The sequence below is a fragment of the Methylobacterium litchii genome (genome assembly GCF_038442315.1).
In the GTDB taxonomy this organism is placed as follows: domain Bacteria; phylum Pseudomonadota; class Alphaproteobacteria; order Rhizobiales; family Beijerinckiaceae; genus Methylobacterium; species Methylobacterium litchii.
Map to the genome: position 1 here is coordinate 18,268 of NZ_JBBXMY010000005.1, position 12,316 is coordinate 30,583.

At 71.7% G+C, this 12,316-nt stretch carries 12 protein-coding genes; 11 read left to right on the forward strand and 1 reads right to left on the reverse strand.

Annotated features, from left to right (window positions below; translation table 11 throughout):
* Nucleotides 1-113 precede the first annotated feature (113 nt).
* The 10 genes from AAHF99_RS11160 to AAHF99_RS11205 all read left to right on the forward strand — a co-directional run bounded on the left by AAHF99_RS11160 (nucleotide 114) and on the right by AAHF99_RS11205 (nucleotide 10,529).
* Nucleotides 114-536: a sugar 3,4-ketoisomerase gene (locus tag AAHF99_RS11160; protein WP_342164364.1), complete on the forward strand. Its 423-nt coding sequence runs from the start codon at nucleotides 114-116 to the stop codon at nucleotides 534-536.
* Entirely contained in the window at nucleotides 524-1,630 is a 1,107-nt protein-coding gene (locus AAHF99_RS11165) for a DegT/DnrJ/EryC1/StrS family aminotransferase (RefSeq protein WP_342164365.1), read from the forward strand. Before AAHF99_RS11160 ends, AAHF99_RS11165 begins: the two co-directional genes overlap by 13 nt.
* Nucleotides 1,627-2,274 carry a DapH/DapD/GlmU-related protein gene (locus AAHF99_RS11170; protein ID WP_342164700.1) on the forward strand — a complete coding sequence of 216 codons (648 nt, stop codon included), beginning with the start codon at nucleotides 1,627-1,629 and terminating at the stop codon, nucleotides 2,272-2,274. The genes AAHF99_RS11165 and AAHF99_RS11170 overlap by 4 nt, the downstream gene beginning before the upstream one ends.
* On the forward strand, nucleotides 2,271-4,373 hold the full coding sequence (locus tag AAHF99_RS11175; RefSeq protein ID WP_342164366.1) for a glycosyltransferase: 2,103 nt from the start codon (nucleotides 2,271-2,273) through the stop codon (nucleotides 4,371-4,373). Before AAHF99_RS11170 ends, AAHF99_RS11175 begins: the two co-directional genes overlap by 4 nt.
* A gap of 59 nt (nucleotides 4,374-4,432) precedes the next feature.
* Nucleotides 4,433-5,257: an FAD binding domain-containing protein gene (locus AAHF99_RS11180; RefSeq protein ID WP_342164368.1), complete on the forward strand. Its 825-nt coding sequence runs from the start codon at nucleotides 4,433-4,435 to the stop codon at nucleotides 5,255-5,257.
* A complete protein-coding gene (locus tag AAHF99_RS11185) occupies nucleotides 5,254-7,965 on the forward strand; it encodes a molybdopterin-dependent oxidoreductase (protein ID WP_342164370.1) in 2,712 nt (903 codons plus the stop codon). The genes AAHF99_RS11180 and AAHF99_RS11185 overlap by 4 nt, the downstream gene beginning before the upstream one ends.
* 192 nt (nucleotides 7,966-8,157) lie before the next feature.
* Nucleotides 8,158-8,382 (forward strand): hypothetical protein, encoded by a 225-nt coding sequence (locus tag AAHF99_RS11190; RefSeq protein ID WP_243952134.1) that lies wholly within the window; start codon nucleotides 8,158-8,160, stop codon nucleotides 8,380-8,382.
* 165 nt (nucleotides 8,383-8,547) lie between these two features.
* Nucleotides 8,548-8,721: a hypothetical protein gene (locus AAHF99_RS11195; protein ID WP_342164372.1), complete on the forward strand. Its 174-nt coding sequence runs from the start codon at nucleotides 8,548-8,550 to the stop codon at nucleotides 8,719-8,721.
* A 75-nt stretch (nucleotides 8,722-8,796) separates the two neighbouring features.
* Entirely contained in the window at nucleotides 8,797-9,288 is a 492-nt protein-coding gene (locus tag AAHF99_RS11200) for a DUF2721 domain-containing protein (RefSeq protein WP_342164373.1), read from the forward strand.
* Between the two features lie 86 nt (nucleotides 9,289-9,374).
* On the forward strand, nucleotides 9,375-10,529 hold the full coding sequence (locus AAHF99_RS11205) for an alpha-hydroxy acid oxidase (protein WP_342164375.1): 1,155 nt from the start codon (nucleotides 9,375-9,377) through the stop codon (nucleotides 10,527-10,529).
* 4 nt (nucleotides 10,530-10,533) lie between these two features.
* Here AAHF99_RS11205 and AAHF99_RS11210 read toward each other — a convergent pair whose 3' ends face one another.
* A complete protein-coding gene (locus tag AAHF99_RS11210) occupies nucleotides 10,534-11,208 on the reverse strand; it encodes a DUF2490 domain-containing protein (RefSeq protein WP_342164376.1) in 675 nt (224 codons plus the stop codon).
* A 154-nt stretch (nucleotides 11,209-11,362) separates the two neighbouring features.
* Here AAHF99_RS11210 and AAHF99_RS11215 point away from each other — a divergent pair, with 154 nt between their 5' ends.
* Nucleotides 11,363-12,283 carry a LysR family transcriptional regulator gene (locus AAHF99_RS11215; RefSeq protein WP_342164378.1) on the forward strand — a complete coding sequence of 307 codons (921 nt, stop codon included), beginning with the start codon at nucleotides 11,363-11,365 and terminating at the stop codon, nucleotides 12,281-12,283.
* The last annotated feature ends 33 nt before the right edge of the window (nucleotides 12,284-12,316 follow it).

Consider the following 12,316-nt stretch of genomic DNA (forward strand, 5'->3'; position numbering starts at 1 on the left):
CCAGAGTCATCCAGGCAATTATCCCGCTAAAAGGCGGGAGAGATTGGCAATTGTACACAAGCCCGTGAATATGTAGTCTAACCGGCAAATTACTTTCGCCGGAAAGACAAGAAATGATCCGGAGCGAGATCATCGCGGGCGTCGACCTTTTGCCGCAGGTCGTACACAGTGATTCGCGCGGCAATCTCGTCTCCTTCGAAGAATTCGGCAACGTTCCGTTCTGCCCAAAACGCGTCTTCGTCATCACGGTGGACGGTCCGGGGCCGGCTCGCGGCGGACATGCCAATTCCTGCGACGAGCTGATCAGCGTCATCAGCGGGGCGGTCACCATCGAGATCGACAACGGCGAGAGCCGCCGCTCCGTGCGCCTCGACGGCCGCGACGAGGCCTTGTGGATCCGGGCCGGCGTCCTCATCGTGTTGAAGGAGTTCGCGCCGGGCACCGCGCTCCTCGTCTGCGCCTCCGAGCGCTACGAGGACACGCGCCATTTCGACCGTCCGCGCACCGGCATCACCCGAGCCCTATGCCCGGCATGATTCCGCAGGCGGCGCCGCCGCTGCGGATCGCACGGTTCCGGGAGGAGATCGATGCGATGGTCGCCCGCGTCCTCTCCGGCCCCTCCTACATTCTGGGCGAGTTGGTGTCCGCCTTCGAGGCCGCCTTCGCGGAGACGGCGGGCGTCGCGCATTGCGTCGGGGTCGCCTCCGGCACGGACGCGCTGGCGCTGGCACTGCGGGCGCTGGGAATCGGGCCGGGCGATGAGGTGCTGCTGCCGGCGCTGACCTTCGCGGGCACCGCGCAGGCGATCCTGCATTGCGGCGCGAGCCCGGTCTTCGTGGAGGTCGATCAAGCCACGCGCTGCATCGACCCGGCGGCGGCGGAAGGGGCCATCGGCCCGCGCACTGCCGCCGTCGTGCCGGTCCATCTCTTCGGCCACCCGGCCGCCATGCCCGCGCTGATGGCGCTCGCGGACAGGCACCGGCTCGCCGTGGTGGAGGATTGCGCGCAGAGCCACAGCGCCGCCCTGGGCGACCGGGCGCTCGGCAGCTTCGGCCACGCGGCGGCGTATTCGTTCTACCCGACCAAGAACCTCGGCGGCATCGGCGACGGCGGCGCCGTCGTCACCGCCGATCCGGCCCTGGCCGAGCGCCTGCGCCGCCTGCGCCATTACGGTTTCGCGGGCGGCGAGCGGGTCAGCGGGGGAATCGGCTTCAATTCCCGCCTGGACGAGATCCAAGCGGCGATGCTCCTCGCCCTGTTGCCGCATCTCGCGGAGGGCAACGCCGAGCGCAGGGCGAGCGCCGCCCGCTACCGAGAGCTCCTCGACGGAACCGGGATCGGTCTTCCGCCGGAGGGCGCGGGTAGCGTCTACCACCAGTTCGCGATCACCGTTCCCGACCGGGACGGGCTGAAACGCCGTCTCGACGCGGCGGGGATCGGCACGGCGGTGCATTATGCGCCGGGCCTCCACCGCCACCCGGCCTTCGCCGAGGGCGCTCGCACTCCCCTGCCGGTCACGGATGCCCTGGCCGGCAGCCTCCTTAGCCTGCCGATCCAGCCCGAGGTGGCGACCGGCCACGAGGCCCGCATCGCCGGGACGATCCGGGAGTGCCTGCGTTGCGCGGGGTGATTCTCTACGGGATCGGCTCGCCCATCGTGGTCGACGTCGAGGAGAGCCTGTACCGGGCGGGCCTGCCGCTCGTGGCCGGCATCGCCAACCATCCGGGGGCGGTGCATCTGCCGGAGGGCGCGCGAATCCTGGCGCCGGAGGAGATCGCGGACGCAGAGCGCGACCTGCCCTTTCTCGTGCCGCTGTTCACGCCGGGCCACCGGCACGCGGCGGCCGGAGAGGCCGCGCGGCGGGGTTTCAGCCGGCCGCTCACGCTGATCGACCCGAGCGTCGCCGCCCCGCGCCATCTGAACTTGGGGCCGGGCTCCTACGTCAATGCCGGATGCAGCCTCGGCTCCGGCAGCGTGTTCGGCGCCTTCGTCTTCATCAATCGCGGGGCGAGCCTCGGGCACCACGTCCGGGGCGGGGAGTATGTTTCGGTCGGGCCGGGCGCCGTGCTCGCGGGCCATGTCCGCCTCGGGACGGGCGCCTTCGTCGGCGCGGGGGCGACGATCCTGCCGGAAGTCACCATCGGCGCGAATGCCGTGGTCGGCGCGGGCGCGGTGGTGACGAAGGACGTGCCGGACGGCGGCCTCGCCCTCGGCAACCCGGCCAGGATCGTCCGCCGCGACATCGGCGGCTACAGGGGAATCGCCGTTCCATGACGCGGCCGGTCGTCCACCTCTACACCCTGTGCTGGGACGAGGCCGACATGCTCGGCTTCTTCTTCCGCCACTACGATCCCTTCGTCGACCGCTACGTCGTCTACGACGACGGCTCGACGGACGGCTCCCGCGCCATCCTGCGCGCCCACCCGAAGGTCGAGCTGCGCGATTTCCCCCGCACGGATCCCGAGTCCTTCGTGCTCTCTCACCGGGCGATGCAGAACGAGGCGTGGAAGGAGAGCCGCCACCGGGCCGACTGGATCGTCGTGACGGCAATCGACGAGCACCTGCATGTGCCGGGGCGCGCCATGGCGGATTACCTCGCGGACGAGGCGGATCGGGGCGTCACCCTGATCCCAGCGCTGGGCTTCGACCTGAACCACGCGGAGATGCCCGACGATTCCGGGCTGCTCGTGGAGCGCGTCACGCGCGGGCGTCCGCGTGTGGCGTTCAACAAGCTCAGCGTCTTCAAGCCCGAAGCCCTGCGGGAGACCGGCTTCGGGCCGGGCCGTCACGCGGCGGCACCCGTGGGCGACCTCGTCCTGCCCCCGCGCGATACCCTCCAACTCTGGCACTACAAGCATCTCGGCTTCGAGCGGAACGCGACGCGGGAGGCGATTCAGGCCGAGCGGCTCGGCCGCACCGACCGCGAGCAAGGCTTCGGCCAGCATTACCTCTGGGGGCGCGAGCGCCTGCGCGCCTTCTGGGATGAGATGGAGCACGAGAGCCTCGACCTTGCCGGCGCCGACGCGGAGGCCCTCGCCATCCGTCCGCTCTGGTGGGAGGAGCAGGGCCTGCGCCGGGCCGATCCCGCCCCGCTGCCGCCCCTCGTGCCGGCCACGCCGGGGGCGGCGCCCACCGTCTCGGTGCTGGTGAAGTCGTACCAGCACGCGCCCTATGTCCGGCAGACGATCGAGAGCGTGCTCGCCCAATCCTTCCAGGATTTCGAGATCGTCGTCACCGACGACGGCTCGACCGACGGCACCGCCGAGATCCTGCGCGGCTTCACCGATCCGCGCATCCGGCTCGAATGCTGTCCAGAGAACTGGGGCATCTCCGCGGCGATGAACGCGACTGTGGCGCGGGCGCGTGGGCGCTACGTCGCGATCCTCAATTCCGACGATTGGGCGCTGCCCGGCCGCCTGCGGCGGCAGGTGGGCTTCCTCGACACGCATCCCGACGTCGCCCTGGTCTTCGGGATGCCGCGGCCGGTGGACGAGGCGGGCCTGCCGACGGGAGGCTACAACGATTTCTCCGCGCCATTGCGCTTCCCCGATTTCTCCCGGCGGAGCTGGTTGCGGTTCTTCTTCTTCCACCACAACACGGTCTGCGCGCCCACCGCGATGATCCGCCGTGAGGCCTACGAGGCCGCCGGCGCCTACGACCTGCGGCTGACGAACCTGCAGGATTTCGACATGTGGATCCGCATGCTCATGGCCGGGCAGACCATCCACGTCCTGCCCGACAGCCTGACCGCGTTCCGCATCCGCGACGGCCTCGCCAATGCCAGTGCCCCGAGCCCGGAGGCCCGGCTGCGCGACGGATTCGAGCACGCGATGGTCCTGCACCGCTTCAGGGGGATGGACGAGGCGCTGTTCACGGAGGTCTTCGAACCCGCAGAGATCGCCCATCCCGGGGAGCCGCTGCCCCTGCGCCTCGCCCGCCTCGCGAGCGGGCTCGACCGGCCGGCGCTCCGCCTCTTCGCCCTCCAAACCCTGTACGAGGAGGCGCACGCACCGGAGCATTTCGCCACGCTGCGCGAGTGGGCCGGCCGGATCGACGCCCTCGGCCTGCGCGGGATTGAGGAGCGCGACCGCCACATCCACACTTTGGCCCTCGAGCGCGAAACGCTCGCCGCCGACCGCGATCGGATCGCGGCCGATCGGGATGGCATCGTCGGCGACCGTGACCGCCTCGCCGCGCTCCTGAAGCAGGAAGAGGCGGACCGCGCGCAGGAGCGTGCGGCAGGGGACGCGGAGCGCGTCGATCTTGGGGCGAAGCTGGAGGTTGCCCTCCAGGTGCAGCGGCGGATGGAGCGGACCCTGTGGTTCCGCTCGGCCCGCGCCGTGCGCAAGGTCGGCCGGATGTTCCGCGCCTGAGGCCGGGTTGGCGGCAAGCAACTTGCCAAGGGGTCCCAAACACCATCCCCTGGGACACCATGGACCTGCACACGATCGAGACCACGATCCGGCTCCGCAGCCGGTCGGAGATGCCGGATTGGCGCGAGGGCGATGCGTGGCTCGCGGGCGGCACGTGGCTCTATTCCGAGCCGCAGCCGGCCTTGCGCCGCCTCATCGACCTGACGGGCCTCGGCTGGCCGGCGCACGAATCCGGATCGGACGGGCTGACCCTCGCCGCCACCTGCACCGTCGCCGCCCTCGAACGGCTGGACCTCCCGGCCGCCTGGATCGCCGCGCCGCTGGTGCGGCAATGCTGCCGGTCGCTGCTCGGGTCGTTCAAGGTGTGGAACGGGGCGACGGTCGGCGGCAACCTCTGCCTCGCCCTGCCGGCCGGGCCGATCATCGCCCTGACGACCGCCCTCGAAGGCACCTGCCTCCTCTGGGCGCCGGACGGGAGCGAGCGCCGCCTCACGGTGCCGGAGGTGGTGATCGGGCCGCAGCGCAACGCCCTCGCCCCCGGCGAGATCCTGCGCAGCGTCACCCTGCCGGCCTCGGCGCTGTCCCGGCGCACCGCCTTCCGGCGGATCAGCCTCAGCCCGCACGGGCGCTCGGGGGCGCTCCTCATCGGGACGCTCGGCGCGGACGGGGCCTTCGCCCTCACGGTCACGGCCTCGGTGCCGCGCCCCCTGCGCCTCGCCTTCCCCCGCGCCCCTGAGCGCGACGACCTGCTGCACGCGGTCGAGGCGGCGATCCCCGGGGGCCTGTATTACGACGACGTCCATGGCCGCCCCGACTGGCGGCGGCACATGACCCTGCATTTCGCGGGCGAGATCCTGGCCGAATTGACGGAGGCACGGGCGTGAGGCTGACGGTCAACGGGCACGCGCACGACGCCGACCCGCGCCCCGGCCAATGCCTGCGCACCGTCCTGCGCGAGGCCGGCTGGTTCGGGGTGAAGAAGGGCTGCGACGCGGGCGATTGCGGCGCCTGCACCGTGCATCTCGACGGCGAGCCGGTCCATTCCTGCCTCGTCCCGGCCTTCCGCGCCGAGGGCACCGAGGTCACGACCATCGAGGGCCTGTCCGGCCCGTGCCGGCCGGGGGAAGCCCGCGAACCGACCCATCCGGTCCAGGCGGCCTTCGTCGCCGCCCAGGGCTTCCAGTGCGGCTTCTGCACCCCCGGCATGGTGATGACCGCCGCCGCCCTGGACCAGGGACGGCGCCAGGATCTCGGCGACGCCCTCAAGGGCAACCTCTGCCGCTGCACCGGCTACGGGGCGATCCGCGACGCTATCGCGGGCGTTGCGCGCGTCGAGGCGCCGGAGGGCGCGTGCGTCGGCCGCTCCGTGCCGGCCCCGGCGGCGCCGCTGGTGGTGACGGGCACCGCCCGCTTCACCTTCGACATCCCCGAGGCCGGGATGCTGCACCTGAAGGTGCTGCGCTCGCCCCATGCCCATGCACGGATCGTCGCCATCGACACCGGCCCCGCCCGCGCCGTGCCGGGCGTCGTCGCCGTCCTGACCCACGAGGACGCGCCCCCGCGCCGCTTCTCCACCGGGCGCCACGAGGACCCGCGCGACGACGCCGCCGACACGCTCGTGCTCGATCCCGTCCTGCGCTTCGCCGGCCAGCGCGTGGCGGCGGTGATCGCCGAGACCGAGGCCGCCGCCGAGGCGGGCTGCCGGGCCCTTCGCGTCACCTATGAGGTCTTGCCCGCCCTGCTCGACCCCGCCCGCGCCCTCGACCCGGACGCGCCCCGCGTCCACGGCGAGACCAACCTCGCGGCGGAGGTGCGCGGCGAGGTCGGCGACGTGGCCGCCGGCCTTGGCGAGGCGGATCTCGTCTACGAGGAGACCTTCGCCTCGCAGCGGGTGCAGCACGCCCATCTCGAAACCCATGGCTGCGCCGGCTGGCGCGAGGCGGACGGGCGCCTCACCCTGCGCACCAGCACGCAGGTGCCGTTCCTGACCCGCGATGCCCTCTGCGCCCTGTTCGATCTGCCCCGCGAGGAGGTCCGCGTGGTGTGCGGGCGGGTCGGCGGCGGCTTCGGCGGCAAGCAGGAGATGCTGACCGAGGATCTTGTGACGCTCGCCGTCCTCAAAACCGGCCGCCCGGTGAAGTGGGAGCTGACCCGGCAGGAGCAGTTCGCGGCCACCACCACCCGCCACCCGATGAGCGTGCGGGTGACGGTGGGCGCCAAGCGGGACGGGCGGCTCACGGCCCTCGGCCTCGCCGTGCTCTCCGACACCGGCGCCTACGGCAACCATGCCGGCGGCGTGCTCCACCACGGCTGCAACGAGGTGCTGGCGGCCTATTCCTGCCCGAACAAGCGGGTGGTGGGGCGGGCGGTCCACACCCACACCCCGCCGGCCGGCGCCTTCCGGGGCTACGGCCTGAGCCAGACGATCTTCGCCCTCGAATCCGCCCTCGACGAGATGGCGCGGCGGCTCGGCGTCGATCCCTTCGCCCTGCGCCGGATCAACGCCGTAAAGCCCGGCGAGTCGCTGATCGCCCACAGCCTGCACCCGCACGACGTGGTGTTCGGCAGCTACGGGCTCGACCAGTGCCTCGACCTCGCGCAGGCGGCGCTCGCCGAGGATCCCGGCCCGGCGCCCGAGCCGGGCTGGCGCGTCGGGACCGGCATGGCGATGGCGATGCTCGATACGATTCCCCCGCGCGGCCACCACGCCGAGGCCTTCGCCGCGCTCCTGCCCGACGGCACCTACCGGCTCCGCACCGGCACCGCCGAGTTCGGCAACGGCAGCCAGACGGTCCATCGCCAGTTCGTCGCGCAGGCGCTCCAGGCCGACCCGGCGCGTGTGCGGATCGAGGCCGCCGACACCGATGCGGTCGGGCACGATACCGGCGCCTACGGCTCGACCGGCACCGTCGTCGCGGGCCAAGCGGTCCACCGGGCGGCGCTGGCGCTGGCCGGGGCGATCCGCGCGCGGGCGGCCGAGCGGACGGGCGCGACGCCCGAGGAATGCCGCCTCGCGGACGGCGCCGTCGAGACGCCAAAGGGCGTCATCCCGTTGAAAGACCTCGCGCCGCTGGAGGCGTCGGGCCGGTCGAACGGCAGCCCGCGCTCGGTCGCCTTCAACGTCCAGGCCTTCCGGGTGGCGGTCCACCCGGTGAGCGGGGCCGTGCGCATCCTGACGAGCGTTCACGCCGCCGATGCGGGGGTGGTGATCAATCCGATGCAGTGCCGGGGGCAGGTGGAGGGCGGCGTAGCCCAGGCGCTCGGCGCCGCGCTCTACGAGGAGGTCGCCCTGGACGGGGAGGGGGCGGTGGCGACGCGCACCTTCCGCAACTACCACATCCCCGCCTGCGGCGACGTCCCGGACACGCGGGTGCTGTTCGCCGAGACGGACGATGCGGTCGGGCCGCTGGGGGCCAAGTCGATGAGCGAATCGCCCTTCAATCCGGTCGCGGCGGCGCTCGGCAACGCGATCCGCGACGCCACCGGCGCCCGCCTCACCGCCACGCCCTTCGCCCCGGACCGGATCTTCCGCGCCGTCGCGGCAGCGTGCGACCCGGGTGAGCGCCGCCCCGTTTCCGATCAGGCCCGTTGAGACCGGCGGCAATAGTCATGACGCCGTGCCCGCAATCCGATCTCCCGGATTGCGTCGATTGCAGCGCGATATGCGTTCTTCGCAGTTGCGGAATGACGGAATACAACATCCATCATGGCGGTGGGCGAAAGATCCATTGACTCCGTCATGTGAAGCGAGGTGAACTGTCTCGACAAATATAAGGGAGGAACCATGGCCAAGTTCACGCTGGGTATCATGGCCGATGGCGATGACGAGCCCGTTCGCCGGATCGCGATCTCGGCCGGCGACGAATCGTCGGCGCAGTTCGCGGCCAACGCGGCCTACGAGAAGGTCCGCCGGGAATATCCCGACGCCACGGAACTCCACCTGATGGACGGCGCCGGCCATGCCTGGAACCGCTCCGTCGCCTCGACCGGCTGGACCAGCCTGAACTGACCGGAACCTGCTGAAACGCACTGCGCGCCGGATGGAATCGCCCATCCGGCCGCGTTGTTCTGTGTATCGTCGTACAGTCCAGGGTTGACGCGCTGCGGTAGCGCCCAAGATCCCCCTTCGCACAAGCGTGGCCATATTGGCGCAACGAGGTGGGGAATGGGGCAAGTGAAGGGGCCGCGGCCGAAGACCGATCTGCAGGCCGTGCAGAACAGGGCGGGGACCGAGCTGATCGACCGCATGGGCATCCGCACGGAGGCCGAGCGGGCGGAGATCGTGATCCGGGAGGCCCGCAAGGCGCGCCTCGCCGCGCAGGCCAAGGCGCTGGTCAAGACCGAGTGACGACCCGGACGCCCTGATGCGCTAAAGCCCCTGCCGCCCGCATTCCGCGCGGGCGCATCCGGGGGTTTTCAGCGCATGGACCTGTTCGGCGGCGCGCTCAGCGTCAACTCGCCCGACGACATCGCCCACATCATCCAGGTCTCGCTGGCGCCGGCCTTCCTGCTGTCGGCCCTGGCGACGCTGCTCAACACCTTCTCGACCCGGCTCGCCCGGATCTCCGACAAGGTGAACGCGGCCGACCGGGAGTTGATGGGGGCGGACGAGGACGCGGCGCGGGCGATTTCCGTGCGGCTCGCCTTCCTGCATCGCCGGTCGATCCTCCTCGACGCGGCGGTGGTGCTCGCCTGCGTCGGGGCGGGGCTCGTGCTGAGCTCGATCCTCACCCTCTATGTCGGCGCCCTGCGCGATGGCGCGGCGGCCTCGGTGCTGTTCGCCCTGTTCGGCCTCGCGCTGGTGTTCACCGTCGCCGCCATCTGCGCCTTCCTGGCGGAGATCCTGCTCGCGGGGCGGGGCGTCCGCGTCGAGGTGGAGCGCCAGCGCGACGCCGCCTCGAAGCGCGGGGGCTGAGGCGCCGCGCCGCGCCTGGCCGCACGGCCGCCTAGCGATATAGGGTGAGGACAACACACCTCGCGCGAGACGGAGGACCACGCCCGATGGACCCCACCATCACCACGGTCGAAGATCTGCGCCGGATCGCCAAGCGGCGGGTGCCGCGGATGTTCTACGATTACGCCGATTCCGGCTCGTGGACCGAGGGCACCTACCGGGCGAACGAGGACGACTTCGCCGCGATCCAGTTCCGCCAGCGGGTGGCGGTGGACATGACGAACCGCACGCTCGCCACTACCATGGCCGGGCAGGCGGTGGCGATGCCCGTCGCCCTGGCGCCCACCGGCATGACGGGGATGCAGCACGCGGACGGGGAGATCCTGGCCGCGCGGGCGGCGCAGGCCGCCGGGGTGCCCTTCACCCTCTCGACCATGAGCATCTGCAGCATCGAGGACGTGGCCGAGGCGGTCTCGGCGCCGTTCTGGTTCCAGCTCTATTTCATGCGCGACCGGGCCTTCAACGACCGGCTGATCGACCGGGCGGCGGCGGCGCGCTGCTCGGCGCTGGTCCTGACCCTCGACCTTCAGATCCTCGGGCAGCGCCACAAGGATATCCGCAACGGCCTCTCGGCGCCGCCGCGCCTGACGCCGTCCACGGTCCTCGACCTCCTCACCAAGCCGCGCTGGTGCCTGCAGATGCTCGGTACGAAGCGGCGGACGTTCCGCAACATCGTCGGCCATGTGGAGGGCGTCGGCGACACCCGCTCGATCTCCGCCTGGACCTCGCAGCAATTCGACCCGCGCCTCGACTGGGACGACGTGGCCCGCATCCGCGACCGCTGGAAGGGGCCGCTGATCCTCAAGGGCATCCTCGATGCGGAGGATGCCGAGCGGGCCGTCGCCACGGGGGCCGAGTCGCTGGTCGTCTCGAACCATGGCGGGCGGCAGCTCGACGGCGCGCCATCCTCCATCGCGATCCTGCCCGAGATCGTGGAGGCGGTGGGCTCGCGCATCGAAGTGCTGATGGATGGCGGCATCCGCTCGGGGCAGGACGTGCTGAAGGCCGTGGCGCTCGGCGCCAAGGGCGTCTTCATCGGCCGCTCGTTCCTCTACGGGCTCGGCGCGGGCGGGGAGGCGGGCGTCGCGCGCTGCCTGGAGATCATCCGTAAGGAGCTCGACATGACGATGGCGCTGTGCGGCCATCGCGACATCCGCGCCATCGACCGCGCGATCCTGCGCCCGCCCCACGGGCCGGGCTGAGGCGTCAGGGCCGCAGGAACAGGTTGACCGAGAGGATGTGGTCGGTGGCGAGCCCGTTGCTCGGCGTCTGGATCAGCCGGTTCAGGTAGCCGAGCTCGACGGTGGATTGGCCGCCGATCGGCACCTCGATCCCGGCGAAGGTGCGCAGCTGGTCGAACCCGGCCCTCGGCCCCCAATCGGCATCGTTGAGGGCGACGAACACCTCCGCCGAGCCCAGCGCCGACACGCCGCCCGCCTTGTCGGTGAGCGGGGCGGCGACGCGCATCTGCTCGCGCACCCGGAAGGCGACGTCCCTGCCGTCCGAACGCCAGCGCTGCTCGAAGCGCGTGCGGGAGGAGGTCTTCAGGCCGTTGATCTCGCCGAGCTTCCAGTTGATCTCCTGGAAGGAGCGGTCCTCGATCCGCACCGGGCCCATGCCGCGATCCTGGACGTAGGCGTAGCCCTGGTAGAGCGTGAAGTCCTTGGTGACTTTCCAGCCGACGGCCGGGCGCAGGATCAATTGATCGAGCTGCGAAATGCCGTTGCCGAAGCGGGGCTGCATCTCGGCGAAGAAGGCAAAGTCGTCGATGGAGCCGAAGACGGTGGAGTTGAACCACAGCTGCGCGTCGTGCGCGGCGGCCGGCGCGGCCGCGCCGAGGAGAGCCGCCAGCACCGGCAACACAGGCCTGACCAGACGCATCCCCATCGCCGACACCGCTTCCCACCCGTGGGGGTGGTGTCCCTCCCCGGCGACGAACCGTCAAGGTTGTGCGCGCCGGTTCCCTCCGCCGAGCCTTGACGCCAGCGAACCCCGCCCGCGATAAACCGGGCTCCGGGAGGCGGCGGGGCGGGCCATGGTGACGGGGCTTGCGACGCCATCCCTCCTCAACCGCCTCGACCTCAAGACCCTGCGCCTCTTCGTGGCGATCTGCGAGGACGGCACGCTGAACGGCGCCGCCCGGCGCGCCGCCATCGCGCCCTCGGCGGTCAGCAAGCGCCTCGCGGAACTGGAACGCGCGCTGGGCTGCGACCTGCTGATCCGCGAGCCCAAGGGGATGCGCCCCACCCCCGCCGGGGAGACCCTGCTCCACCACACCCGCCGGATGCTCGCGAGCGCCGAGCAGATCAGCCTCGAACTCGCCGAGCACGCCCGGGGCGTGCGCGGCTTCGTCCGGGTGCTCGCGAACCTCTCGGCCATCGTCGAGTTCCTGCCGGAGGACCTTCAGGCCTTCCTCGCCGCGCAGGGCGAGATCCGCGTCGACTTGGAGGAGCGCCCGAGCAGCGGCGTCGTCGCCGGGGTGGAGGAGGGCGCCGCCGACCTCGGCATCTGCGCGGGCGGCACCGACACCCGCTCGCTCGACGCCTACCCCTACCGAAGCGACCGCCTCGTCCTCGTCGTCCCGGACGGCCATCCGCTCGCCGGGCGGGACTCCGTGGCGCTCGCCGACACCCTCGACCACGACCATGTCGGGATGCACCGGGAAAGCTCGATCTACGCCGCCCTGCGCGACGAGGCCCGCCGCCTCGGGCGCCCCCTGAAGCTGCGCATCCATGTGCCGAGCTTCGACGCGATCTGCCGGATGGCGCAGGCCGGGATGGGGCTCGGCGTCGTGCCGGAGGGGGTCTACGCCCTCCTCGGGCCGCAGATGCGCGTCGCCGCCGTGCCCCTCACCGACCCGTGGGCGCAGCGCACGCTGCTCCTCGTGGTCCGGCCGGGCGCCCTGACGCCCGCCCCGGCGCTGCTGTTCGACCACCTGCGCAGGGCGGCCGGCTGACGCCTTAGCGTTCTCGTGCGGAGAACGCAGGCT